The organism is Chryseomicrobium sp. FSL W7-1435 (assembly GCF_038595005.1).
Classification (GTDB): Bacteria; Bacillota; Bacilli; order Bacillales_A; family Planococcaceae; genus Chryseomicrobium.
Genome location: NZ_CP151997.1, coordinates 468520 through 493916 on the forward strand (window position 1 = coordinate 468520; position 25397 = coordinate 493916).

Below are 25397 nucleotides of genomic sequence, written 5' to 3' on the forward strand. Positions count from 1 at the left end.
CAATCCGGTAAACTGAAGCTAAAAGCTTAAAAGGCGGTGGCATTCAAATGTCGATCAAAAAATCCATGTTGATCTTTGGTCTTATTTTGTCTGTAGCGGCCTTTTTCTATTCGTATTACTGGTCTACTGTCGAGTCTACTCATATTATTATGGATGTTGTCGGGGCAGGAGCCATCGGTGTGCTGATTGGTTGGCTAGTTTCTAGTCGTAGTCATCTCACAAAGCAACAGCTTGTCACCTACGCTGAAATGGAAAATAAACGCGTTGCATTAGAAAATATTCAAAAAGAGATGGACGCTCTCTATTTCAATTCAAGTGCTTGGATTTGGAGTATTGATCTTGTTACACATCAACTGAAAGTATCTAACGGGATTTTAGAGCTATTTGGTTATTCGGAACAAGATGTAGCAGATGATTATCAAATCTGGCTAACGAACGCGGTCGAAGGTGATAAATATATCGTGAAGCGCCATTTGGAAAGATTACTGTCTGGTCAACACTCAGAAGCAGAGTGGCGGTTATACAAAAAAGACCGTACGATTGCCCATATTCGATCAGTTGGAGAGCCTATCATGAATAATGAGGGAAAAGTTGTTCGAATTGTAGGAGTGACGTTCGATTTTTCAAAAGAAGTAGAATTGCAAGAGACGATGAGGCGAATCGCGATGACCGATACGTTGACGCAACTGCCGAATCAGGTCTATTTCAATCGTCAGCTCGAACAGCAGCTTGAAAAAGCGGAAGAGGAAGAACGTTTAGCACTTATCTACTTCAACGTGGATCGTCTTAAGTTTATCAATGACATGATGGGCTTTGAGACAGGGGATGAAATTTTACAGTTGATTGCCGAAAGAATCCCTATGTACTTTGGTCAAGAAACCCTAATGGCACGTTACGGGGCGATGAATTTATTATTGCCTATCCTTTTTATGAGAGAGAATCGATGACTCTAAAAATCAAACAGTTTATGGAGTCGTTCCAATCGCCGTTTCTCGTAACAGATGAAGAACTTTACGTCAGCGTCAGTGTCGGTGTGTCCGTTTATCCGGAAGACGCACAGAATGTCAACAGTCTCCTTTCAAAAGCGAATGGTGCATTGAAGCGAGCAAAGCGTAAAGGAAAAAACAATGTTCAGTATTATATTCGAGAAAATGAAGAGCTTCAAAAACGACGCCTTAAAATTGAACATGATCTGAAACGTGCACTTGAATTTCAAGAGTTTGAATTGTACTACCAGCCGAAAGTGTCGCTGGTCTCTCATAAAGTGCAAGGAGCAGAAGCTTTGATCCGCTGGCATCATCCCATACTTGGAGAAATTTCACCGGCTGAATTCATTCCCATCGCAGAAGAGTCAGGCCAAATAGTACCAATTGGTGAATGGGTATTGAAACAAGCGATTCATCAAGTAAGTCTGTGGGAGCAGGCAGGAACACCTCTGCGTATTGCAGTCAATGTATCCAGTGCTCAACTGGAAGTGGGCAGTTTCATGGACCAATTGCAGCTTTTGTTGTTAGAAAGTGGCATCAACTCTAATTTGTTGGGAATTGAGCTCACGGAAGGTATGGTGCAAAATATTGAATCGGCCGTTCCTATTTTATTTGAAATGAGACAACTCGGTGTGCGCATTTATATCGATGATTTTGGGACGGGGTATTCCTCTCTTGGTATTCTCAATCAATTGCCAATCGATTACATCAAAATCGATAAATCGTTTATACAAGAAGTTCCTTACAACAAAGGCCAAGCAACCCTTGTCAAAACAATTATTGAGATGGGACGAAATCTGGGCTTTGAATTGGTGGCAGAGGGTATTGAAAGGGAAGAGCAAGCAGAGTTCTTATTGCAAAATGGTTGTACGAAAGGACAAGGGTTTTATTTCTCCCATCCCTTACCTGTTTCAGAATTTGAACAACGCTATCTGCGCTGACCTCTCCAGACGGGGAGGTTTTTTGGTACAATGAGAAATATGAATGATAGAGAATGGAGGATTCCCTTGAAGGCTAATCCAGTCACACGTGATGCGATGCGTGTTTTGAAGGACACGAGTCGCACATTTTACATACCCATTACATTTTTACAACGTGATTTAAAAAAAGCAGTGGCCTCTGCCTATTTGTGTATGCGCGCCATTGATGAGATTGAAGACCATGAAGAGATCCCAAAAGAATTAAAAGCAGATGTATTACAGAAAACAGCTGCCATTTTAGAACAACCTTTCGATGACAATGCATACCAACAAGCGCTTGCCCCCATCGTTCACTTGATGCCTGAAGTGACAATTCGCTTAGCCGATTGGGTGGCCTATTGTCCACAAGGAGCTCGTCAGCGCATGCAACTGGCTACTGCCGAAATGGCAGAAGGGATGGCCAAGTGGGCTTTGAAAGAATGGAAAGTCGAAACGCAGGAAGACTTAGATGATTACACGTACTACGTAGCAGGTTTAGTTGGGGTAATGCTCTCTGACTTGTGGGAGTGGGATTCGGGTATCCGTACAGATCGTGATCTTGCCATTGGCTACGGTCGTGGGTTACAAGCTGTCAATATACTACGTAATCAAGAGGAAGATTCTGAGCGTGGAGTGGGCTATTTCCCAAAAGAATGGACGCGAGCGGATATGTTTGCCTACGCAGAAGGGAACCTTGCGAAAGCTGATGCGTATATGGAGGATATCTCAAAACGCAGCATTCGCTTGTTCTGCCAATTACCACTGACTTTTGCACACAAAACGTTAGATGCGATGAAATCAGGCCGTGAAAAAATGACACGAGCTGAAGTGGAGCGCACTGTTCAAGAAGTGGCAGGAAAAGACTGGGAGGAACAATCATGAAAAAAATCAAATGGTTAATTCCGATTATGGTGATTTCGGCGTTTTTCTCTTTCTTGATTTTACGTGATCATCCTGATGTCACTCTCCAGAACAAACTATTCATTACAGTAGGAGCCTCACTTGTGTCAGCTGTACTTGGGTTTATCCTATTAAAAGAAGATATAGATACAGTCGATCCGAAACCGTCAAAGGAGAAGAGATAAAATGACGAAAAAAGTATGGTTTCAGATAGGCGTCGCCGTGCTGTTGACGCTAGTAATCATCCGTATGATTATAGAAGTACAAGGCATATTCAATCCAATCTTTGTTGTCCTTAGTACGATTTTTATTCCAGCTTTACTTGGAGGCGTGTTGTTCTATTTGATGCGTCCGCTTGTGAATTTTTTAGAAAAACGAAAAGTGCCAAGATGGGGCTCTATCTCGATTATGCTCGTTCTTTTACTAGGTGCTATTTTCGGATTTTCAGCTGTAGTAGTTCCACCTTTAACGACTCAGGTCAATCAGTTGGTGGATGGAGCCCCAGCCATTGTGAGTGAAGTGGAAAAGATGACGGAATACGTTCTTGCCCAGCGCGATCGTCTTCCAGAATCTATGCAAGATTCTATTCAAGATGCGATTGGCCGAGTTAATGAGTTTGCGGTTTCGGGCGGCACTGTATTAATCAGCTTTTTCCAAGGCTTGTTCCAAGGGATATTCATGTTAGTATTGGTCCCGTTCTTCCTGATCTACATGTTGAAAGATCATGAAAAGTTTGCTCCATTTGTTGCAAAATTCTTTAAGGGAGACCGCAAGACATGGATTCGCAAAACGCTCGCTGACATTGATGAAACGTTGAAAACGTATATCCAAGGACAACTACTTGTTAGTTTCTTAGTAGGGGTCATGCTCTTCATCGGATACTTGATTATCGGGTTGGAGTATTCACTATTGCTTGCTCTATTTGGCATGTTGACCAACGTTATTCCATTTTTAGGACCTTATCTTGCGGTTATTCCAGCGATGATTATAGCCTTTATTCAAGACCCGATTATGGCGGTGTGGGTAGCGATTATTATGTTAGTCGCTCAACAAATTGAAAGTAATTTAATTACACCAAATGTTATGGGAAAATCTCTCGACATTCACCCGTTAACTGTCATTACCATTATCTTGTCTGCGGGAAGCCTGGCAGGACTGTGGGGAATTATATTAGCTATTCCAACATATGCTGTTATAAAAGCTATTTTAAGCAACATTTATGCGCATCGTGAGGAAATAAAAGATACCGCAAATAAAAATGTCTAACTATCAGTCACCTCTCAGGGGGTGACTTTTTTCGTTAGTTGGGAACCTTTTACAACTTGAAACAGTTCACATAGAAAAGAGAAAAAAAGGGGACAATGACATGAATTCAGCTCTTGGAATTATTACATATTTTCTTGTTATATGGGGGTTGGTAATCGGTGGGCTCTATACTGCGTTTCTGTTACTGATGTCGGGGAATACAGAGTGGTTACTCCCTTTAGGCGTTGGTGTCGTTTTGATTGGTGTGTTATTTGTACAACTTTATCACCGAAAGTCGATAAGAAATAAGAAAAAAACAACTAGTGCTTTAGCATTGATTTTCGTTGCCAGTTTAATCTACCCGATGTATCACCTCTATCTTGATTCGATTCCAACAGTGTCTGCAGAAGTTGATATTTATCATTACATGCCGTTTGAAGAAGATTCGCAAGTGAAATCATTAAGCGAAGAAGCGACTCTAACTTTAACAGGGGAGTTGCCAAGGTTAGATGGAGCAACAGCCTTGTATCCCTTATATGCGGCTGCTGCAGAAATGATTTACCCAGAAAATTATTATGATCCTTACAGTAGTGAAGTAATGGTCAATACAACGCCTGATGCGTATTCAAATCTGTTCGAGGGACGTGTAGACGCTATTTTTGTAGCAGGTCCTTCAGAAGGGCAGCTGAAAACGGCTAAGGCAAAAGGGTTGGAACTGACTATGACACCTATTGGTAAAGAAGCTTTTGTCTTCTTCGTCCACGCGAATAATCCAGTGACTGAAGTGACGTTTAAAGATATACAAGGTATTTATAGTGGTGAGGTTACGCAATGGTCTGAACTTGGAGGAGAAGATGAAGAAATCAGAGCCTTCCAACGACCTGAAGACAGTGGTAGTCAAACTACATTATTGAAAATTATGGGAGACGCGCCGGTGATGGAAGCGCCTGTCGAAAACATCGAGACCGGTATGGGAGGCATTATCGAAGAGGTTTCCGAATACCGAAATCACAAAAATGCGATTGGGTATACGTTTCGTTTTTATGGACAGGAAATGGTCCGCAACAATCAAATCAACTATTTATCGATTGATGGCGTAGAGCCAACACGGGAAACAATTCGCGACGGAAGCTATCCATTAACGTCAGAATTCTTTATTATCACGACTCAAAATAGCAGTGAAGAAACCAGGCAGCTTGTTGAGTGGTTCGCTTCAGAGCAGGGACAACGGTTAGTGGAGCATGCAGGATATGTGCCAGTGGAAGAGAGTTTCGGAGAGTAGATCGTGTAAGAAAAAAACAAGGTTGGGACAAACTATAGTAATAAAGCTCACTAGTTAGAAAGTTGAGTGGAGTGTAGGGGTTGACTCCAGTGGGATCAAAAGTCGGAATGTGAGACCCCGCAGGAGCCTGCGACGAGGAGGCTCACAGCGCGCCCCCGGAACGCAGCCCCGGAACGGAACTCAATATACACGAAAAATCAGCAAATTCTCTGGAATTCACCCTAGAGAACTTGCTGATTTATTTTTGTCCCAACCTCGAGGTCTTTTTTAGAGCAGCATTCTCCACATCTAGAGGCAATCAAGTTACGAACGCCAGAAACACGCTCCAAAATCAGTCGCACCCGCAGAGGCAAAGAACGCCTCCACGGGCCCGCCTGATTTTCTCGGAGTTCCTAGAGCAGCATTCTCCACATCTAGACGCAATCAAGTTACGAACGCCAGAAACACGCTCCAAAATCAGTCGCACCCGCAGAGGCAAAGAACGCCTCCACGGGCACGCCCGATTTTCTCGGAGTTTCTAGAGCAGCATTCTCCACATCTAGACGCAATCAAGTTACGAACGCCAGAAACACGCTCCAAAATCAGTCGCACCCGCAGAGGCAAAGAACGCCTCCACGGGCACGCCTGATTTTCTCGGAGTTCCTAGAGCAGCATTCTCCACATCTAGTTACTCTTCATGGTTAATCTGCCATTGTATACCGTAACGATCTTCTACAATACCGTATGCTTTGCTCCAAAACGTATCCTGAAGCGGCATCAAGATACGTCCGCCTTCGGCTAATTTATTATATTCAGAGGTCAGCAGCTCTGCGTCATCCGACACAATAGCTAGCGTGATACCATCCCCGTGTGAGACAGGATTTTGTGGCATAGAGTCTGAAAAATAAAGCGGCGTGCCATGGACGGTTAGTCTTGCATGTAAGACACGGTTCTCAAGCTGGGAATCACTCTCGTGACCGGGCATATCACGGAAGTATTGAATCTGCGGTGTGTCCGTGCCAAATACCTGGTGATAAAAATGAACAGCTTCTTCCGTCATTCCATTAAAATTTAAATAAGCAATAATTGGCATACTGATCTCCTCCTAATTGAGTGGACAAAATCCACATTTTAATTGCCCAGGAATATCTTTTGCTAAACAACAAGTGGTGCGTACAGGGACTCGAATGAGCTCGTTAGGAGAGCGACCTTGTACAAAATCAGCGAAATAGGCAGCACCTTCCCACACGTTAGGATCTTGAAGCATCACCCAATCTTGTATAGCTTTTTCACGAAAATCAGATTGCTGTAAAAACACTGAGTAGTGCCAAACGATGTAACCAAAAATATTTTCCCAGTGAATCTTTTGAAGGGCAGGGGAACTGGTTAACGAGTCTATACAGTCACTCGCAAACTGCCAGATGGAACGAATCGCTTGCTGCCGCTCTTCGTGAGTAGCGAGTGGGGTCCAGTCTTCTTCTTGTATATATGCGCTGATGGCAGGATTGCCAAATTCTCTGACAACCATCCATCGCAAATCTGAGGAGGAGCCAGTCCAATGCTCATCATAAAGTGTCAGGTTCCAAAATTGCATGGATAGAAACATTCCTAGTCGTCGTGTCAAATAAGAGCCTGCAGCTGTGCGATGTGGCGCCTGAATGATTTCTTGAACGTCTGCTAGATGCTCTTTCCATTCTCCTGTGTGAAAGAGGACAGGGCCCGCTGGCTGCATATAAACACTATATTGTAAGAGTTGTTGGCGTTGATAAGTAGTTAACATAGCTTCAGTATAAAAGATTTACTAGAAAGTTGCTTGACTTTATAATTGAAAATGATTATCATTACCATAAGGTCAACAAGCTATCGTGCTTTTCTCCAAAGGACACGATTCTCACACCCCCTCGAATTGTGAGAAAAAGCGCCAACCACTCGGGTCGGCGCTTTTTGTTATGCTTTTTTCGCTTCTCTTCGAACATCTCGGAAGAAGAAAAATTCGTAGATTACGGGAACGATGATAAGAGTTAAAAGAGTAGAGGAAGTTAATCCTCCAATTACCGTGATGGCTAACCCTTTGGAAATGAGCGTGCCGGAAGACGTTGTAAGAGCCAACGGAATCAGCGCTGCAATTGTTGCAAAAGCAGTCATCAAGATTGGTCGTAAACGGGTTCTTCCTGCTTCAATCAACGCTTCACGAATCGGCATCCCTTTGTCATAGCGGTTTTGATTGATACGGTCCACCATAACGATCGCGTTTGTTGTGACAATTCCAATCAACATCAAGAAGCCGATCATCACACTTACAGATAGAGGCTCTCCAGCTATCCATAAACCGAACAATGCACCAATCGGAACAAATAGTAGGGAAGACAAGATAACGAACGGGATACGTGCTTTACCGAACGTAATCAGTAGCGTCAAGTAAACCAAACCAATGGCAATTAAAATCGCAATTCCGAGCTGCTGGAACACTTCAACTGTCTCATCACTACCACCGCCACCTTCAAGAGAAACAGAGGCAGGTAAATCAATTTCACTTTCTACGGATGCAAGGACGTCTGTTGAAACAGCGCGAATATTCTCGGCGTTCACTTGTGCTTCGATTCGAGCGAACTCACGGCCATCCAGTTTTTGAATAGAGGTGAACGATTCTACTTGTTCCACATCCGCCACTTCAGAAAGAGTAACCGGTCCTTGTGCTGTAAAGAGTGTCAATGCTTCAATCTCTTCGGGAGACGTGATGCCTTCGTCGTAGGATAACTGGACGGAAGGACGTTCCTCACCAATCTGAAGTTCTCCAAGTTCAACGGGACGTGTCTGATCTGAGATGGCACCGAGAATCTGGAACCCAGAAATGCCACGAGCATCTGCAGCCTCTGTATCGACTGTTACAATCAACTGCTGTTGTTTTTCTGAGAAGTTATTGCTGACATATTTCAAGTCATCTCGTTCAGCAAGCAGAGCTTCCACTTCAGCAGCTGTCTGTTCCAAGTCTTCTAGGTTGGTCGAGAATAAATCAACGACCACATTGTTATTTGTCGGTGGTCCACCTGTAGAGACTTCTGAAACAGCAACAGTCGTCTGGTCATTGATACCTTGGACCAGTTCTTCCATATCAGCTGTCACACGGTCTAAAAATCCGTCTAAATCCGCATCGCCAGAAAGGGAAATGAAATAACCGGCTCGGTTGACGAGTTTAATACCCGTGGCAAAATCACGTGCGCCAACTGAAGTCGTTACGCTGTCAACTTCATCATAACTAAGCAATAATTCCTCTACTTCAAGTGAAACTTCATTGGTTCTTTCCAGTGTTGTCGAAGAAGGTAGCTCAATACTTGCTTGAACAAGTCGAGACTCTTCATCCGGAATGAATGTGAACCCAAGTCTTGGAATAATTGCAAAGGACGCGCCAAGCAGCACAAGAGAGGCTATCAGAACAAGCCATTTTCGGCGAAGGGCCCAGCCAATCATTCGGCTGTACTGACGTTGTAAAGCATCTTCTTTTTCTTCTTGTTTTATATTCTTGAATGAGAACTTCGCCAGGATAGGCACAATGGTGATGGCCACCACAAGTGAAGCTAATAATGAAAAGACCACGGTTAAGGCAAATGGTAAGAAGAACTCACCTGTAATCCCGCTTACAAATCCAAGAGGTAGAAAAACTACTACAGTCGTGATGGTTGACGACGTGATGGCTTTCAAAATCTCTTTCGTAGAGGTCTCAACCATTTCATTGTTTAGTTCTACACCTGGTTTTCGAAGGCGCCTGAATATGTTTTCAATCACGACGATACTATCATCGACGACTCGGCCGACAGCTACTGCCATCCCACCCAACGTCATGATGTTCAGTGTAATACCGAGCTGGTTCAAGAAAATCGCAGCTATTAATAGAGACAGGGGTATGGAAATGATGGCGATAATGGTTGCACGCCAATTACGTAAGAAAATTAACACGGCGATGGACGCAAATAACGCTCCCAATAATCCTTCTTTTACCAAAGTCTCCACAGATTTTTCTATACCTTCAGCTGAGTTGAAGCCGATGGAGTAGGAAAGTTCTCCTTCATAGTCATCTAACACCTGCAACACGCGGTCAGCTACTTCGACGGTATTGGCATCTTGTTTCTTGGTCACCGCCATCGAATAGGCTTCGTCTTCGTTGTAACGAGTGATCTCTTCTTGTGTCTGGACTTCTTCGATTGTTGCGATATCTCCCAAAATGACGGGAGGTGCACTTGGATCAAACGAATTGGCAATAGACAAAGATTCTAAGTCCTCGATAGACGTTAAAACTTGCTCCACTTTGACGGGGATTGTGATATCGTTCTGCTGAACTTGGCCCGCTGGAAAACTAAAAAACTTCTGATCAATTTGATCTTTGATTTGACCCAGTGTCAGGCCTGCTTGTTGTGCAGCTTCTTGATCGACTGTGATTTGAAGTTCTGAGTCGGTAAGACCCCCCACAGAGACCGAGTTGATTCCTTGAATTTTTTCAAGCGCAGGAATAACGTCGCTATCTAAAAGCTCATCTAGATCGACACCTTCTTCACCGAAGAGAGAAATATTAAAGATCGGAAAAGCACCGAATGAAAGACGACTGATTTCAACAGTAGCTTCTTCTGGCAAACCGGCTTCTGCAATCGCAGTATCGGCTTGTTGCTCGAGTCGGTCCAAATCCGTATCAAACGGGAACACTAGGTTAATAACACCAATCGTGTCATATGAAGCACTTTGGATTTCTTGCACACCCTCAAGCGCTTCAAAAGCTTGTTCTAAAGGGGTGATGACCTGTTCATTTACAGCGTCTGGTGAAGCCCCTGGATAAACGATTTGAGCAGACAATTGAGGGAACTCAATGTTTGGAAGCAAATCAATCTTTAATCGACTGAATGAGAAGATTCCAAGTAAGATTAATAGAAACGAAAAGATGAAAATAGCAACGGCATTGCGTAAACTAAACCGTGTAATCCAGCCCATAGTGGCTCCTCCTTAAAAGTTGTTAAAATCCGTTCACTACAATTTGATCGATTTGTTGTTGGATTTCCTCTAAACGAGCCTCGTTGAAGGAGGGATCCATAAAGATTTCATTGCGAAAACTATCGAGCATTCCTACGTACAGTCTTGCCTTTATAGAAGCATTTTCAATTTCATAGCGTTCAAAAAAGTGTTGAACAGTCTCAATGTATTCTTCAATAAAAGCCATCAGTGCATCCATCGCCTCTTCATGTTTATGATTCAATTGTAGATACATGCCGGAACGATGACGTTGTTTCCAAGTGTTTTGAAGATGCATCTTTGTGATGGCTCGAAGTGTCTCTTCGAAAGACACTTGCTGGGCAATCAATTGATGAATAGAGGATAAGAAAAGTGAGAATGTGAATTTCATCATCTCTGTATAAAGTTCTTCTTTTGAAGGAAACATCGCATAGAGTGTAGACTTAGAAATTTTCGCTAGACGTGCAATTGTAAGCATTTTAGCCTCAAAGAATCCTTCTCTACCAAAGGTTTCGAGTGCTGCAAATAAGATTCGTGAGCGGAGCTCTTGCTCGGACATAGAGGACCTCCTTTCTTTTGAGTACCCGTGAGTACTCTGAATGTACACCCTCTGTAGAACATTTGTCAAACAAAAAATCACATCTCTAATCAGAGGTGTGATTGGCAATCGAAGCGCTGTGTTTTTTTTGCTCCCACAAGGTGTGGAGGCTATGTAGGACAAGGCCGATAATGATAATTCCCATCCCTAAAAGAGCGATGGGTGCTGGTAGTGGATTAAGTCCATATAATTGTGTAAAAGGAAAAAGGGCCCCATCAATCCCTGTGCTACAATGTTCACAACCACGATCACATTGGAGGAATTGATGATGACCCACCTTAATTTTAGCGTAGATATGGATTTATTGAAAGACTCTGTCTTGAACTCGAACATGGAAGCCGTCGTGAAATCGTCGGTAGTTCTGGTGTTGAATGCGTACATGGAAAATGAACGGGACGAATACCTGCAAGCTGAGCGCTATGAACGCTCATCTGAGCGTCTTGACCAACGTAATGGTTATTACGAAAGGGATTACACGATCGGAATCGGAAAAATCCGACTGAAAGTGCCGCGCACGCGCAGCGGTGAGTTCTCCACTTCTGCCTTTGAAAAATTCGCTCGCTGTGACCAAGCGCTCATGCTGTCGATGCTGGAAATGGTCGTTAACGGTGTCTCCACGCGCAAAGTCACACATGTTGTCGAGCAGCTGTGCGGGGAAAGCGTCTCCAAGTCGTTCGTCTCTTCGTTAACGACCAAACTGGATCCGGTCGTCAAGGAGTGGGCCGCACGGCCACTGAACGTCACCTATTATCCGTATGTCTTTGTGGATGCCATGTACATCAAAGTGCGTGAACACAACCGTGTCGTTTCCAAAGCGGTTTATATCGCCACGGCTATAACCGAAGATAACCGCCGGGAAATCCTGGGGCTGAAAGTGGATCACGCGGAGAGCTTCGAAAGCTGGCAAAGCTTCTTCCAGGAACTCAAATCCCGAGGGCTCCAGTCGCCCAAGCTCGTCATTTCAGACGCCCATAAGGGGTTGAAAAAAGCGATCCAGCGGGAATTCATCGGCACGAGTTGGCAACGCTGTAACGTCCACTTCAAACGCAACATCGTCGATAAATTACCGAAAAAAGATTCAGAAGAATTTCGTCTTCAGCTGAAACGCCTCTTTCAGGCAGTGACCATCGAGGATATGCGTAATTTCAAAGAGGACCTGTTCACCGCTTTCGCCGACCAGCCTAAGTATGCAAAAGCACTCGCTATCTTGGATGAAGGCTTTGATGACACGATCCAATACATGAACGAGCCCGTGAACCGCCACGTCCACATCCGCAGCACCAACTCCTTGGAACGCCTGAACCAGGAGGTTCGCCGCAGAGAACGTGTCATCCGAATCTTTCCGAATACGCAATCCGCTTTCCGCCTGATTGGGGCTGTCCTCATGCACCAGGAGAAGACGCTTTATAGCCAGAAAAAGAGCTTAACAAAATAAGGTTAGAAACAGTGTAGCTAATTTTACACAATCGTTCGGACTTGACTCACGCCTATGCAGAAAGCTACCCTAAACCCCTCAAAAACACATGAAATTCACAGAAATGCCCCCCGCATATGCAGCCGCAACCTAATAGAAGATATTTTCTTCCCTATAGACCGTCATCCTCCCCAAAAGAACTCCCTATTCAACCCCACACCTCAACACGTTATCATCAACCCAGGAGGAATTCTCATAAACTTAAGCAATCTGAAAAAACAGGTGCCGGCGAAGCTTTATAACCGCGGGCTTGATTATTTTGAGCGGGAGTTTGTGGAACATCTTACAGAATCAGCGGCAGGGTTGATTGAAGAGCTGCAGTTCATGTATCCGAAACGGAGAGCGCTGTTGGATGAGTTGGGGAAGATAAATTAGAAAGGAGCAGCGCCAGTAACTTCCCTGGCACTGCTCCTTATTATTCCTTTTACTCAATCCGGACTAAATAAATTATTTACCTTATTTTTGCGACTGGTTCAGCAGCTGATCCAGGCGGTGGAGATGGAATGTATAGTCAAAAAGAGCGGATGCTACAATCATTAATCGAATGTTTTTCTCCTGGTTTTCTTTAGACAGGGAAAGCACTGAATCATAAAATTCGTTTCTTCGGTTTAACATATCTGCGTCTGAATGCTGAAATTCTTTGATCTTGCCTTGATATTTCAAAAATAGATACTCGTGATATTTAATCAATTCTTCCAGGTACTGATCAAATAACTGATTGACGCTTTTTTCAGACTTACTCTGAAAGTAGTGGTCATCAATTTTTTCGAGAAGCTGATTCCCTTCTTCTAATGTCTTCAGCATCTGCCTGAAAACAATCATTTCCCTGTCATTCAATTGCTTTGTTCGTGATTTTCCGAACTTGATTCTTTCCTCATCAAACAATTTGAATTGCTCCACTAAGTTTTCAAGTTCTTTCTTAAAGTTACGGGAAAGATCCTGATTGGAACCTTCTGTCAGCTCATTTGAAATTGCAGTCCTTAATAATAATGACATTTGCTGAAAAGCTGAGTGGATGTTAGTTGAAAAGCTCTTTTTATATTTCGGTGGAAAAACAACGAGATTAACTAATATAGCAGAAATCGTTCCTATTAAAATAACCGAAAATCTTTCCAGGGCAAAGTACAAATCCTCACCTGCACCGGAAGTCATGATCGCAGCTACCGTTACAAGAGTTAGCGGAATTGTGCTATCCATTTTTAATTTCAAGCTTAATGAAATCATGATCATGATAACTAAACCGATGGTGATAGGATTTTCGCCTAAAAAATAGATGAAAAACAACGAGATGGATGCACCCAGCGTATTTGTGATCAATTGATCAGGCAAGTGCTTCCAAGTCCGGTATAGCGATGGCTGTACAGCTAAAATAGCTGCAACAGCTGCAAACGCAATGTTGTCCAATCCGAAAAATCCACATATGTATATGGCAATTATAACTGCTACGCCAGTTTTAAAAATGCGAGGACCAAAAGTGATATCCATTTCTCCCTTCAGATAATAAAGAACTGGAGAAATGCATTTCCAGTCTCCAGGATCGTTTACTCTCACCAGATTTCATTAGATAAATATTATCCAGTGAATATAATGATGTCTAATTAAACTTTAAATTGCGATAGACATTATGTCAAAAGTGAATCGGTTTTATTCGAATCCTCCCTCTGTCACACGCACTTTCATTTCTTTAAATTAAATGCATGGTGAATCCATTATCATTTGAATGTAAAAAGGGACAGCCCCTGAAAGTCATTTTCACGACCTTTTGGGACAGCCCCTATCTATAACTCTGCCGTTTAATTTCTCAAAATAATATAAACGACATAAACGATATAAATGACGGCTAAAACCGAACCTTCGATCCTTGAAATCTTGTACTTGGTTCTCGCAAGGATTATCACAAGGACTGTCACACCGATCATCAGCCATACATCCGAAAATATCTTCGAATCGACAGTTAAAGGACTGATGGCTGCTGAGGTTCCTAAGATGAAGAAAATGTTGAAGATATTACTGCCGATGATATTCCCCAGAGCAATGTCCACCTGCTTCTTCAAAGCTGCGGTTACAGAGGTGACGAGCTCAGGAAGCGAAGTACCTACGGCAACTATCGTTAAGCCGACCAAAGTCTCGCTCATACCGAGTGCAAGAGCGATCTCGATACTGTTGTCGACGACGAGGGTGCCGCCGAACACGATGCCGGCAAGTCCGCCGATTGTTAAGAGCGAGTTTTTCAACTTGGATATGTTCGCCGAGTCAACGGGATTTTCTTCTGTGTTCAGGCGATCTTTCCTTGCCACTTCGAAGATATAGTAAAGGAAAACCGCGAAGAATAGCAGCAGCATAATGCCTTCTGTTCTTGTGATGAGATTGCTGTCCAACGCCTGAAGTTGAATGTCGCTGATGAGCAGCAGCAAGGCAACGGAGCCCAGTAAGGCGAAGGGAATTTCTTTCCGGATCGTCTCACTCTGGACCAGCAGAGGGAAAACGAGGGCTGTCACCCCTAAGATGAAAGTGATGTTGAAGATGTTACTGCCGACGACGTTCCCGATCGCCACATCACTGTTTCCTTCGAACGCTGCGATAAAACTGACCGACGCTTCCGGCGCGCTTGTACCGAATGCGACAATCGTCAAGCCGATCAATAAAGGCGACACCCTCAAGCTTTGCGCTATTTTTGAAGCGCCTTCCACAAAATAATCAGCTCCCTTAACTAAAAGAGCAAATCCTACCAATAATAAAAGATAAGTCAATTGTTGCTCACTTCCTTCCTATACTAAAGACATTTAATCGACTTTACTCTCTTCTATGCCAATACCCTTCAAACTAGGGTGAAAACCATAAAAAGCCGTCACAATGATTGACGAATACGGCTCCATTATTTTTTATCTGTGGGATTACGGGGCATCAGTCAATCTGATAGTGGAAGGGCAAGAAGTACCATTTCTCCAGCAACGACAAACAGGATCTCAGTCGATTGTGTGGCCTCCACAGAAGCGAGGCGACTTTGATTGTGCCGGACTAATTCAGTAGCCATGAAAAACAGGACAGTGGCAATGACGCCTGAACTGATTCCGACCAAAAAGGATTGAAATACTTGGCTGCCAGAAGGGAGTCCAACAGTAAAGAACGCGTAGATGGAAAGCGCAATCCATGCTGGGAGAGAAGCGATGGTCATCCCGAGTACGCGTTGGTAGGGATCAAGTCGGCCACTGACGTGCAGCATCATCTTGCGATTGCCAAGTGGATAGGCAAAAGCGGCTAGTATGACAGGCAACGAACCGAGCAAAAGTACAGACAGTGGAACGCTTTCAGCTTGCGGGAGATGCAAAAGAACAATCCCAACGAGGATGCTGCCCGAAATCACAAGAGCAGTTCGAGGAATCGATTCTCGAGTTCCGTTTGATGTTAGGAACAGCGGTGCCAGTAAGATACCTGCAACAATTGTAAACTGCCACATGCCGGCAACAAGCCATCCGGGACCAAACGCAGCCGCATAGGTAAGCGGTGCATAAAATAGCACAAATCCAACAAAGCTCCAAAGCAGCCAAGGCTTTGGAGCACTTTTCATATCGGATGTAAGGGAGGGAAGGCCTTTTCGGAAGGCGACTATGACAAGCAGGAAAGGAACCATGAAGAAGTAGCGGAGTGAGGCGCTCCACATCCAACTACCACCTGAAAGTTCCATTGCATGATTTAATACAAACGTAACCGCAAAAAACAGCGCTGACAAAATCCCCAAGCCTATTGCCTTCATTGCCCATCCCATCCTTTAGTTAGTGGTTGCTACACGTTTAACGATTTCCTGCACGACTTGAGTAGCTTTTTCCATATTTTCAATGGATACGTACTCAAATTTCCCGTGATAGTTTTCGCCACCTGTAAAGATATTTGGTGTCGGCATCCCCATGTAAGAAAGCTGAGAACCGTCTGTTCCTCCACGAATCGGAATAATCAAGGGTTCAATCGAAAGGTCTTCCATAATCGTCTTGACTTGATCCACGATTTCCATCACCGGTGTGATTTTCTCACCCATGTTGTAGTACTGATCATTCAGTTCTACTTCAATCGCTGAGTCTCCATACTGCTCGCGGATTGCTTGGGCAGCATCGTGGAATCGTTGTTTCTTTTCTTCAAATTTTGATTTATCAAAATCACGAATAATGTAATCCATTACGGTCTTTTCAACTTTTCCGTGTATATCCATTAAATGCACAAAGCCCTCAAAGCCGTCAGTTTTTTCAGGAACTTCTTGAGGTGGCATATGGGATTGGAACTTCATGGCCATTGTAATGGCATTGACCATTTTGTCCTTTGCAGACCCTGGGTGAACGCTGACGCCGTGAGTCGTGACACGGGCACCTGCTGCATTAAAGCTTTCATACTGAAGCTCTCCAAGAGGGCCGCCATCCATCGTGTAAGCATAATCTGCACCAAATGCTTCTACATCAAATTTGTGAGGTCCACGTCCGATTTCTTCGTCAGGTGTGAAGCCAACACGAATTTTACCATGGGGCACTTCAGGGTTTGCTAAGAAGTAATCCATAGCCGTCAAAATAATGGCAATGCCAGCTTTGTTGTCAGCACCTAAAAGAGTTGTCCCATCGGTGGTCATCAATGTATGCCCTTGATACTTCGTCAGTTCAGGGAAGTCTGCTACTTTCATGACTGTAGATGCGTTCAACACCAAGTCGTTCCCGTCGTAGTTTTCAACGATTTGAGGTTTTACATCTTTGCCTGTGTAATCAGTCGCTGTATCTACGTGCGCTAAAAATCCGATAGTTGGTAGTGGTTCATCCGTCGTTGCTGGAAGTGTGGCAAAGAGATAGCCGTTTTCATCTAGAGAAACTTCCGTCATTCCCATTGTTTCTAGTTCTTGTTGAAGCAGGTGCAACAAGTCCCATTGGCCTTCAGTTGAAGGTGTTGTTGTGCTGGCTGCATCAGATTGTGTATCAATTTTTGCATACCGCGTTAGGCGGTCGATGAGTGAGTGTTTCATGAAGAGACGTCCTCCTTATTTTTCCGTGAACAACCGCTGGACGGCACGTTCAATAGTAGAGATGGTATTAATATCTTGGAAGTTTATACCTAATTGGACAGCTGTTTGGGCAATCTCAGGGCGAATGCCTGAAAGAGTCGACTCAACACCAAGAAGGCGAAGCGCTTCGATTAGTTGGAAAATTTGCTGGGCGACCATCGTATCAATAATGGCTACACCCGAGATGTCAATAAGTAAACTATGGACGCGTTTTTGTGTACACTGGGTCAAGGCGTTTTCAAAGATGTATTTGGCGCGATTCGTGTCGATGTCCCCTACAAGTGGGAGCAATGCCACACCTTTGCTTAGAGAGATGACAGGCGTACTCAATTCATTGATCATTTCTTGTTGAGCACGTAATTTTGATATAGAGTACTTGTGATGTTCTTCTGTGAACCAGGTCATCAATTTCCCAAACATCTTCGTGACCGATGCTATCCACTGTTGGACAGTTTCGTGGGGTAAATCGTCTTCTTGTCGTTCATATTGATACAAGAGAGTAATGTATTGTTGTTGCGTATTGAAAAATTCTTGAAGGATGAAATGGAGAGGTGTGTTCAAATGTTCTGGGTCACGGGCAATTTCTATAACCCATTCCTCAAAATGTTTTACAAAAACGTCCTCTTCTTCTTTAAAAAGTTTACAAAAACGTTCATGAAAACCGTGATTTTGTTGCTTGATCGTTTGAATCACAGTAGGGTCCGTCGAAGCATAGACTCCACTTGTGGAATTTTTATCAAGTGCTGCATACCAATCCTCGGTTAAATCCCAGGTATTGTTTACTAGGTACTCATAGAGCTTCTGCTCGGGTGTCATTGCACAATCTCTCCTTCAAAATAGAATCACTTAGGTTCTAGTGTAGAGGACAAGCAATAGAATAGGCAAGTCCACATGGGACCTGCCTACATAATTTTTATAATGCTTCGTCATCCACACTGTTCAAATATGATTCAATTTCCTCTACAACACCTTCAATACTCCCTTGTTCGAAAGGAGATTTTAAGTTCGCAGCCTCTACTAATTTTGTAAATGGAAGAGAGCCACCAAGTGTGCATAGATACAAGTAGTCTTTCCAAGCGCCATCAAAATCTTCACGTGAACGTTTCCAGAATTGGAACGCACAGATTTGCGCTAATGTGTAATCTATATAGTAGAAAGGCGATGCATAGATATGACCTTGACGTTGCCAGAAAGCACCTTCTTCTAGATAAGGATTGCCATCGTAATCTCTATGAGGAAGGTAGGTTTGTTCGATTTTTTTCCAAGCAGCCTTACGTTCAGCAGGTGTCATTTCTGGATTTTCATAAACGACATGCTGGAACTCATCGACAGCAACCCCATAAGGAAGGAATAATAGACCGCTCATCAAATGAGAATACTTGTACTTTTCTGTTTGGTCCTTAAAGAAGTTTTCCATCCAAGGCCATGTGAAGAATTCCATGCTCATAGAATGGATCTCGGCAGATTCAAACGTTGGCCAGATGTACTCTGGAATACCGATATTGCGGCTTGAGAACACTTGGAAAGCGTGACCTGCTTCATGCGTTAAGACATCGATATCACCAGATGTCCCGTTAAAGTTCGAGAAGATAAACGGTGAATCATGATTTTCAATAAATGTGCAATAGCCGCCAGCTTCTTTTCCTTTTTTAGCTACAAGGTCCATCAGGTTGCGGTCGAGCATGAATTTGAAAAACTCGTCCGTCTCAGGAGAAAGCTCTTCATACATTTTCTTCCCACCATCGATGATCCATTCAGGTGATCCTTGAGGAGTGGCATTGCCCGTTAAGAATGTTAGCGGCTCATCGTAATGCTTGAGCTTTTCCACACCAATGCGATTAGCTTGTTTCTCATAAAGCTTTGTCGCAACAGGAACGATGTAGTCGCGTACTTGGTCGCGGAACGTCTTGACCATTTCAGCATTATAATCGATACGGTTCATACGAATGTAACCAAGCTCTACAAAGTTTTTATAGCCCATTGTATGCGCGATTTCTGTTCTTACTTTGACGAGTTCATCATAGATTGAATCAAACTTCTCCTCATGTTCAGCGAAGAAACCAAATGATGCTTCTTTTGCTTTCTTGCGTGTCGCGCGGTCCGTCGATTCAGCAAAGGGTCCAAGTTGAGCAAGTGTCAACGTCTCCCCATCAAATTCGACTTGGGCAGATGCCACAAGTTTCGAGTAATCAGATGCCAGCTTGTTCTCTTTTTGAAGCAGTGGCATGATTTCTGGAGAGAATGATTTGATTTGAAATTCAGCTAAATCAAATAGTTGCTGCCCCCAACGTTCTTCCAAGTTGGAACGGAAAGGAGATTCAACAAGGGCTTTGTAGTACTCGGTCACGATTTCTTCCATCTCTGGCGAAATCTGATCAAAATAATCACGCTCGTTTTGGTAGAAGTCATCGTTAGTATCAATAGATGCACGGATATACACTAAGTTGGCCATCGTTGAGAAGTCTGCGCGTAGTTGGTTCAAAGTTTGAATGGCTTCATTTTGCTCTTCATAAGAAGACGCAGTTTTGAAGGCTTCAAGTGCTTGTTTAGCGTTTGTTTGAAGAGTGGACATATCAGGACGTTCATATGTATACTCTTGGAATTGTGTCGTCATTCGATAATCCTCCTTGGGTCCTTCGGTTTTCGAAGGTCTCACCCTCTATTGTTTCGCAATTCAGAGTGTTTGGCAAGTGATTTCCGGCTGAAAAAACAGAAAATTTCAAATTGGTGGTTGACAGAAGATTCTCCGCTGTTTTATACTTCAATGCAACAGACAGACGTATATGACTCTTATCCAGAGTGGCGGAGGGACTAGGCCCTGCGAAGCCCGGCAACCAACAAGCATTTTTGCTTGGAAAGGTGCTAATTCCTACAGATCAGTTAATGATCTGGAAGATAAGAGGAGGACAAGCTCAGGCTCCTCTTCTTAATTGAAGAGGGCCTTTTTCATTGTCACTTCCTCTCTGGATGTCTGATCTAACCAAACTAAAGGAGGAAGAACAATGACACATTTACGCCCAGAAACGATTTTACTTCACGGAGGCCAGCAGCCAGACCCAGTAACCGGGTCTCGTGCAGTACCGATTCACAAAACCACTTCATTTGTTTTCCAAAGTACAGAGCATGCACAAAACTTATTTGCCTTGAAAGAAGCCGGTAACATTTATACACGCATTGGCAATCCAACCGTCGATGTGTTTGAGCAGCGTGTCGCTCAGCTTGAGGGAGGAACGGCAGCGGTCGCTCTTTCTTCTGGAATGTCAGCAATTGCGTTTTCGATTTTAAATATTGCGGGAGCAGGCGATGAGATTGTAGCGGCTTCCAACCTTTACGGTGGAACCTACAACCTATTTGCCCACACATTACCTCGCTACGGAATTACTGTGAAGTTTGTGGATTCGACGAACCCTGAAAACTTCCGGACGGCCGTTACTTCAAAAACAAAAGGCTTCTTTGCTGAAACGATTGGTAACCCAAGTTTAAATGTTTTGGATATTGAGGGAGTCGCGAAAGTGGCCAATGAGGTGGGAGTACCTTTACTAATCGATAACACGTTTGCTACTCCATACGGCACACAACCAATTCATCATGGCGCACACGTCGTCATCCATTCTGCTACAAAATGGATTGGAGGACACGGGACGACGATCGGTGGAGTGGTAGTCGATGGTGGGAATTTTGACTGGAACTCCGATAAATTTCCTGGTTTCATCGAGCCAGACGTGACTTATCATGGTTTACGGTATGGAATTGATGTACCCCAAGTAGCTTTTGCGATTAAGCTGCGCGTGCAACTGCTACGAGATTTTGGACCGGCTTTGAGTCCAGAAGCTGCTTTTTCCTTCCTGCAAGGGTTAGAGACACTTCACTTACGCATCCCGAAGCATAATGAGAATGCATTGGCGGTTGCTAACTATTTGAAGCAGCATGAAGAAGTCGAATGGGTCAATTACCCGGGTCTTGAAGAGCACCCATCTCATGGACTAGCAAAAAAATATCTTGGCCAAGGAGCGGGCTCCATCCTGACGTTTGGCGTGAGAGGTGGAAAGCAGGCAGGACAACTACTGATTGATTCCATTCAGTTGTTCTCTCATGTGGCGAACGTAGGCGATGCGAAGTCTTTAATCATTCATCCAGCATCCACAACGCACCAGCAGCTTGGCGAAGGGGAAGAATTGGCACGTACAGGGGTCACGCCAGAATTAGTTCGTTTATCTATTGGCCTTGAACATATTGACGATATTTTAGAAGCATTGGATGCGGGATTACAAGCAGTGAAAAAGGCAGCTCTTCCTGTCTAATTGTCCGTATTAGAAAAACAAATGTACTCTACAGAAAGAATTTTCTTGTTTTATTTGACTTCTTCCTCTAGAATAGAAAAAATAATACGGCGATTTGACGCACCGAGTTGGAGGAATAAACATGGCAAAATTACGCGCAGCAATTTTAGGGTACGGAACAGTAGGTCAGGGGATTTACCGCATCTTACAAGACAAACGAGAAGAGCTACAACGGTCTCTTGGTCTTGATATAGAAGTGGGGGCGATTCTAGTACATGATTTAGAAAAGCCACGTCCCGCCACTCCTGGGGTCCTGATCACAGACAAATTTGAAGACATCTTGGCCATCCCTGGATTGCAAGTGGTGTTCGAAGCAATTGTTGGAGAAGAGCCGGCTTACAGTTACTTGTGCCAGGCAATCGACAAAGGCTGTCATGTCATTACGGCAAACAAAGTAATGTTTTCTCGCTACCACATTGATTTACATGAACGAGCAAAATCAAAAGGCGTCTACATTGGGTATGAAGCGACTACTGCAGGCGGTGTCCCAGTTATCAAGACGCTAAAAAACTTGCTGCAGGTCAACTCTGTCCACCGGATTCAGGGAATTTTGAATGGGACGTCCAACTATATTTTGACGTCTATGCGCTCAGACAATAGTGCATTTGATGCGGCACTACGTGATGCACAGGCGCTAGGTTATGCGGAAGCAGACCCTTACAATGATGTATCGGGAATGGACGCTTTCCATAAATTGATGATTTTAAGTGCGCTCGCGTTTGATAAACAACCGGAACGTCATGAAGTAGATGTGAAGGGGATCGATACGATTACACTCGAAGATGTACAGCTGGCGCAAACTAACGGACTTCGCTACCGCCACGTGGCAGAAATCGTCCAGCATCCAGATGGACGTCTAGAAGCTTCAGTCGGTCCACAACTGGTCGGTCCGGATCATCCTCTTTATGCAATCGAGGGAGTGAACAATGCAGTGGCGGTCGATACAAACTATATCGGAACGCTTACTCTTGTAGGGCCGGGAGCCGGGATGTATCCGACAGCTAGCGTGATGGTAGAAGATTATGCAGAGATTATCGGCAAACGTGCTGGGTTTATGATTTCTATTTAGTTATTAGATGTGGAGAACGCCGTTTTAGAAACTCCGCAGTGTATTTCTAACGCCTGCAACTTGATTGCGTTAGATGTGGAAGATATTCCCTTTTAGGTACCTGTGCACTAAACAATTCTGACTATGAACAACAATTGCATAAAAATGAAGGAGCAACCGCATGACGTCGCGGTTGCTCCTTTAATTATGCAAATTGTGTTGAATTGTTTGGTGCACAGGTACCTTAAGAAACCTACTCTAGTTCAAGGCTTCAATGATTTGCTCAGCGAACGCAATTGCTTCATCCTCTTCTTGGTTTTCAGCCAAATGATACTTGATCATATAGCCAGCACCCTCTTTATCAAACCCGATGAATGCCGTATCACGAACAGCCCCTGGAATTAAGTTAAACTCCACTTCTTGTCCAGCGATGTCGCGCTTTTCAGAGTCCATAATCGTTCCATACGTTTCTGGGAAAATATCAAGCTCTGCAAGTGGTGCATCTTTAAACAGATCACCGTGGATGATCTCCACACCATTTTGCTCTCCCCATGTATCCACATTAAAGCCATCCATAGGCTTAGTCGTCGTCTGATAAATCAAGTGAGCAGATTTTAATGGGGACGCCTCGCTACCTTCATCTAAATAAGCAAGGCCGATATCGTGATTCTGTAAAGTCGGAACCGCAACTTCTATGTCAAAAGCCTCTTCAATTTTTTGCTCAATCTCGCCAGCAGGACCCGTTACTTGTTGTGCGTCAGTTGTTTCTGCTGCTTCCTCTTGACACCCTGCTAGTAAACCTAGGGCTGCCACTGCTAAAAACCATTTCTTCATAATAAGATAATTCCCCCTCTTCTACACGTTACTTTATCACTGATTGAAAAATCTGAAAAGAGGGCTAGAGAACTAAAAAACCGACCCTCATAAAGAGAGTCGGTAAACAGATTATTGTTCTGGCATGTAGATGCCAGAACCTGGTCCTAAGTCGATACCAAGTGCCATCCAAATGAATAGCATGAGCGTCCAAACAACAAAGAACGCAATCGAGTAAGGAAGCATGGTAGCAATCAACGTACCAATTCCCACTTTTTTATCATACTTCTGAGCAAACGCAATAACGATGGCAAAGTACGGCATCAAAGGAGAAATGATATTTGTTGATGAATCTGCGATACGGTAAACGACCTGAGTTAACTCTGGTGAATACCCAAGCTCCATCATGATTGGTACGAATACTGGTGCCATAATAGCCCATTTTGCCGAAGCACTACCGATGAACAAGTTGATGAAACCTGTGATCAACAGGAAGGCTAAGATTAATGGGAAACCAGTAAAACCGGTGCTGTCTAAGAATTCCGCTCCGTTTACTGCAAGCACAAGCCCTAAGTTAGACGTTGTAAAGTAAGCGACAAACTGTGCAGCAACAAAGGCAAGAACAATGTAAGAACCCATTGTTTCCATAGTTTCAGATAATTGATTCGCAACATCTTTATCATTACGGATTGCTTTAGTGATGACACCATACACAAATCCAGGAACAATAAAAAGAATCAAGATAACAGGAACAAGGACTTGGAAGAACGGTGCACTCACGATTTCTTCAGCACCTGCACGAAGTGGTCCCCAAGAAGGAACGACCAATAAGGCAATACCGATTGAAACAACGATAACAGAGGCAAGTGCGCCCCATAATCCTTTTTTCTCAAGAGAAGAAAGTGTGTTGACTTCTTCAGTTACAGTCCCTTTATAGAGACCTAAACGAGGTTCTACGATTCTTTCAGTAACGAGAGTACCAACGATTGTAATCATGAAGACTGAAGCAATCATAAAGTAGTAGTTCATCGCGTAGTTAATTGACTCAGCATACTCAGGATTTAAGATGGCCGCAGCATCTTGCGTAATTCCACCAAGAAGTGGGTCAAGAGAAGTGAGTAGCAAGTTGGCACTGAATCCACCAGATACCCCAGCGAACGCAGCAGCTAGACCTGCAAGTGGGTGACGTCCCATTCCAGCGAAAAGAACTGCTCCAAGTGGTACGAGAACAACGTATCCAGCATCTGCAGCCATTGATGACATAACGCCACCAAAAACTAATGCAGCTGTAAGAAGTTGCTTTGGCACAGAAGTAACAAGTCCGCGAAGAGCAGCACTAATCAATCCAGAACGCTCAGCAAGACCGATACCTAGCATCGTGACAAGAACGGTACCAAGTGGTGCAAACCCTGTGAAGTTTGTGACCATACTCTGGAACAAGTACAGAATTCCTTCTGAATCAAGTAAATTTCTAACCGTTAACGTTTCTCCTGGGTTCATCGGATCTTCGACACTAACGCCAAGCGTAGAGAAGATAGCAGAAAGCACTAAGATGAGAACAGAAAAAATCGCAAATAATGTAACCGGATGTGGCAATTTATTCCCGGTACGCTCGATACCATCGAGAGAACGAAGAATGAATCCACGTTTTTTCGTGTTTTCCATTTCAAAACCTCCAAATCATATCACTATTCTGACAATTACCTGTATAGGCATTTGTTTATTATAAGAAGAAAAGCAGCG

The 25397-nt window shown here is 43.7% G+C and carries 20 protein-coding genes, 1 pseudogene and 1 riboswitch; of the genes and pseudogenes, 9 read left to right on the forward strand and 12 right to left on the reverse strand.

Going from position 1 to position 25397, the window contains the following annotated elements:
* Positions 1-268: 268 nt before the first annotated feature.
* The 5 genes and pseudogenes from MKY84_RS02590 to MKY84_RS02610 all read left to right on the forward strand — a co-directional run.
* Positions 269-1924, forward strand: a pseudogene (locus MKY84_RS02590) (diguanylate cyclase); the annotation flags it as partial.
* 42 nt (positions 1925-1966) lie between these two features.
* Entirely contained in the window at positions 1967-2827 is an 861-nt protein-coding gene (locus MKY84_RS02595) for a phytoene/squalene synthase family protein (protein ID WP_342528844.1), read from the forward strand.
* Positions 2824-3030: a hypothetical protein gene (locus tag MKY84_RS02600; protein ID WP_342527550.1), complete on the forward strand. Its 207-nt coding sequence runs from the start codon at positions 2824-2826 to the stop codon at positions 3028-3030. The genes MKY84_RS02595 and MKY84_RS02600 overlap by 4 nt, the downstream gene beginning before the upstream one ends.
* 1 nt (position 3031) lies before the next feature.
* Positions 3032-4111: an AI-2E family transporter gene (locus MKY84_RS02605; protein WP_342527551.1), complete on the forward strand. Its 1080-nt coding sequence runs from the start codon at positions 3032-3034 to the stop codon at positions 4109-4111.
* A gap of 100 nt (positions 4112-4211) precedes the next feature.
* On the forward strand, positions 4212-5372 hold the full coding sequence (locus MKY84_RS02610; RefSeq protein WP_342527552.1) for a substrate-binding domain-containing protein: 1161 nt from the start codon (positions 4212-4214) through the stop codon (positions 5370-5372).
* Positions 5373-6039: 667 nt separating this feature from the next.
* On the opposite strand, the gene MKY84_RS02615 is transcribed toward MKY84_RS02610, so the two are convergent.
* The 4 genes from MKY84_RS02615 to MKY84_RS02630 form a co-directional block, all read right to left on the reverse strand.
* A complete protein-coding gene (locus tag MKY84_RS02615; RefSeq protein WP_342527554.1) occupies positions 6040-6444 on the reverse strand; it encodes a VOC family protein in 405 nt (134 codons plus the stop codon).
* A 12-nt stretch (positions 6445-6456) separates the two neighbouring features.
* On the reverse strand, positions 6457-7131 hold the full coding sequence (locus MKY84_RS02620; protein ID WP_342527555.1) for a hypothetical protein: 675 nt from the start codon (positions 7129-7131) through the stop codon (positions 6457-6459).
* A 167-nt stretch (positions 7132-7298) separates the two neighbouring features.
* The gene (locus MKY84_RS02625) at positions 7299-10328 is read right to left on the reverse strand and encodes an efflux RND transporter permease subunit (RefSeq protein ID WP_342527556.1); all 3030 of its coding nucleotides are present in this window, start codon (positions 10326-10328) and stop codon (positions 7299-7301) included.
* Between the two features lie 22 nt (positions 10329-10350).
* Positions 10351-10905 (reverse strand): TetR/AcrR family transcriptional regulator, encoded by a 555-nt coding sequence (locus MKY84_RS02630; protein WP_342527558.1) that lies wholly within the window; start codon positions 10903-10905, stop codon positions 10351-10353.
* A 307-nt stretch (positions 10906-11212) separates the two neighbouring features.
* On the opposite strand from MKY84_RS02630, the gene MKY84_RS02635 reads away from it, so the two are divergent.
* Both MKY84_RS02635 and MKY84_RS02640 read left to right on the forward strand, forming a co-directional pair.
* Positions 11213-12379 (forward strand): IS256 family transposase, encoded by a 1167-nt coding sequence (locus MKY84_RS02635; RefSeq protein ID WP_058384748.1) that lies wholly within the window; start codon positions 11213-11215, stop codon positions 12377-12379.
* A 54-nt stretch (positions 12380-12433) separates the two neighbouring features.
* Positions 12434-12793, forward strand: a complete 360-nt coding sequence (locus tag MKY84_RS02640; protein ID WP_204591650.1) for a hypothetical protein — start codon at positions 12434-12436, stop codon at positions 12791-12793.
* Positions 12794-12874: 81 nt separating this feature from the next.
* On the opposite strand, the gene MKY84_RS02645 is transcribed toward MKY84_RS02640, so the two are convergent.
* The 6 genes from MKY84_RS02645 to MKY84_RS02670 all read right to left on the reverse strand — a co-directional run bounded on the left by MKY84_RS02645 (position 12875) and on the right by MKY84_RS02670 (position 20067).
* Positions 12875-13903: an aromatic acid exporter family protein gene (locus MKY84_RS02645; RefSeq protein WP_342527561.1), complete on the reverse strand. Its 1029-nt coding sequence runs from the start codon at positions 13901-13903 to the stop codon at positions 12875-12877.
* A gap of 308 nt (positions 13904-14211) precedes the next feature.
* Positions 14212-15168, reverse strand: coding sequence for a calcium/sodium antiporter (locus tag MKY84_RS02650; protein WP_204591648.1), 957 nt, complete (start codon positions 15166-15168; stop codon positions 14212-14214).
* Positions 15169-15326: 158 nt separating this feature from the next.
* Positions 15327-16172 carry a multidrug resistance efflux transporter family protein gene (locus tag MKY84_RS02655; RefSeq protein ID WP_342527563.1) on the reverse strand — a complete coding sequence of 282 codons (846 nt, stop codon included), beginning with the start codon at positions 16170-16172 and terminating at the stop codon, positions 15327-15329.
* Positions 16173-16187: 15 nt separating this feature from the next.
* Positions 16188-17414, reverse strand: a complete 1227-nt coding sequence (gene pepT / locus MKY84_RS02660; RefSeq protein WP_342527564.1) for a peptidase T — start codon at positions 17412-17414, stop codon at positions 16188-16190.
* A 15-nt stretch (positions 17415-17429) separates the two neighbouring features.
* On the reverse strand, positions 17430-18269 hold the full coding sequence (locus MKY84_RS02665; RefSeq protein WP_342527565.1) for an STAS domain-containing protein: 840 nt from the start codon (positions 18267-18269) through the stop codon (positions 17430-17432).
* 97 nt (positions 18270-18366) lie between these two features.
* On the reverse strand, positions 18367-20067 hold the full coding sequence (locus MKY84_RS02670; RefSeq protein ID WP_342527566.1) for a M3 family oligoendopeptidase: 1701 nt from the start codon (positions 20065-20067) through the stop codon (positions 18367-18369).
* A gap of 173 nt (positions 20068-20240) precedes the next feature.
* Positions 20241-20355: riboswitch (SAM riboswitch) on the forward strand.
* Positions 20356-20455: 100 nt separating this feature from the next.
* Here MKY84_RS02670 and MKY84_RS02675 point away from each other — a divergent pair.
* Complete coding sequence (locus MKY84_RS02675) at positions 20456-21754, forward strand: PLP-dependent transferase (protein WP_342527567.1); 1299 nt, start codon at positions 20456-20458, stop codon at positions 21752-21754.
* A 121-nt stretch (positions 21755-21875) separates the two neighbouring features.
* Positions 21876-22862: a homoserine dehydrogenase gene (locus tag MKY84_RS02680; protein ID WP_342527568.1), complete on the forward strand. Its 987-nt coding sequence runs from the start codon at positions 21876-21878 to the stop codon at positions 22860-22862.
* 237 nt (positions 22863-23099) lie between these two features.
* On the opposite strand, the gene MKY84_RS02685 is transcribed toward MKY84_RS02680, so the two are convergent.
* A complete protein-coding gene (locus tag MKY84_RS02685) occupies positions 23100-23675 on the reverse strand; it encodes a hypothetical protein (RefSeq protein WP_342527570.1) in 576 nt (191 codons plus the stop codon).
* A 111-nt stretch (positions 23676-23786) separates the two neighbouring features.
* Entirely contained in the window at positions 23787-25319 is a 1533-nt protein-coding gene (locus tag MKY84_RS02690) for an AbgT family transporter (protein WP_342527572.1), read from the reverse strand.
* Positions 25320-25397: the final 78 nt, after the last annotated feature.

What these genes read in the sequence shown, in the direction of transcription:
- MKY84_RS02595 (WP_342528844.1), top strand. Translation starts at nt 1,967, where the DNA reads ATGAATGATAGAGAATGGAGGATTCCCTTGAAGGCTAATCCAGTCACA.
- MKY84_RS02600 (WP_342527550.1), top strand. Translation starts at nt 2,824, where the DNA reads ATGAAAAAAATCAAATGGTTAATTCCGATTATGGTGATTTCGGCGTTT.
- MKY84_RS02605 (WP_342527551.1), top strand. Translation starts at nt 3,032, where the DNA reads ATGACGAAAAAAGTATGGTTTCAGATAGGCGTCGCCGTGCTGTTGACG.
- MKY84_RS02610 (WP_342527552.1), top strand. Translation starts at nt 4,212, where the DNA reads ATGAATTCAGCTCTTGGAATTATTACATATTTTCTTGTTATATGGGGG.
- MKY84_RS02615 (WP_342527554.1), bottom strand. Translation starts at nt 6,444, where the DNA reads ATGCCAATTATTGCTTATTTAAATTTTAATGGAATGACGGAAGAAGCT.
- MKY84_RS02620 (WP_342527555.1), bottom strand. Translation starts at nt 7,131, where the DNA reads ATGTTAACTACTTATCAACGCCAACAACTCTTACAATATAGTGTTTAT.
- MKY84_RS02625 (WP_342527556.1), bottom strand. Translation starts at nt 10,328, where the DNA reads ATGGGCTGGATTACACGGTTTAGTTTACGCAATGCCGTTGCTATTTTC.
- MKY84_RS02630 (WP_342527558.1), bottom strand. Translation starts at nt 10,905, where the DNA reads ATGTCCGAGCAAGAGCTCCGCTCACGAATCTTATTTGCAGCACTCGAA.
- MKY84_RS02635 (WP_058384748.1), top strand. Translation starts at nt 11,213, where the DNA reads ATGACCCACCTTAATTTTAGCGTAGATATGGATTTATTGAAAGACTCT.
- MKY84_RS02640 (WP_204591650.1), top strand. Translation starts at nt 12,434, where the DNA reads ATGCAGAAAGCTACCCTAAACCCCTCAAAAACACATGAAATTCACAGA.
- MKY84_RS02645 (WP_342527561.1), bottom strand. Translation starts at nt 13,903, where the DNA reads ATGGATATCACTTTTGGTCCTCGCATTTTTAAAACTGGCGTAGCAGTT.
- MKY84_RS02655 (WP_342527563.1), bottom strand. Translation starts at nt 16,172, where the DNA reads ATGAAGGCAATAGGCTTGGGGATTTTGTCAGCGCTGTTTTTTGCGGTT.
- pepT (WP_342527564.1), bottom strand. Translation starts at nt 17,414, where the DNA reads ATGAAACACTCACTCATCGACCGCCTAACGCGGTATGCAAAAATTGAT.
- MKY84_RS02665 (WP_342527565.1), bottom strand. Translation starts at nt 18,269, where the DNA reads ATGACACCCGAGCAGAAGCTCTATGAGTACCTAGTAAACAATACCTGG.
- MKY84_RS02670 (WP_342527566.1), bottom strand. Translation starts at nt 20,067, where the DNA reads ATGACGACACAATTCCAAGAGTATACATATGAACGTCCTGATATGTCC.
- MKY84_RS02675 (WP_342527567.1), top strand. Translation starts at nt 20,456, where the DNA reads ATGACACATTTACGCCCAGAAACGATTTTACTTCACGGAGGCCAGCAG.
- MKY84_RS02680 (WP_342527568.1), top strand. Translation starts at nt 21,876, where the DNA reads ATGGCAAAATTACGCGCAGCAATTTTAGGGTACGGAACAGTAGGTCAG.
- MKY84_RS02685 (WP_342527570.1), bottom strand. Translation starts at nt 23,675, where the DNA reads ATGAAGAAATGGTTTTTAGCAGTGGCAGCCCTAGGTTTACTAGCAGGG.
- MKY84_RS02690 (WP_342527572.1), bottom strand. Translation starts at nt 25,319, where the DNA reads ATGGAAAACACGAAAAAACGTGGATTCATTCTTCGTTCTCTCGATGGT.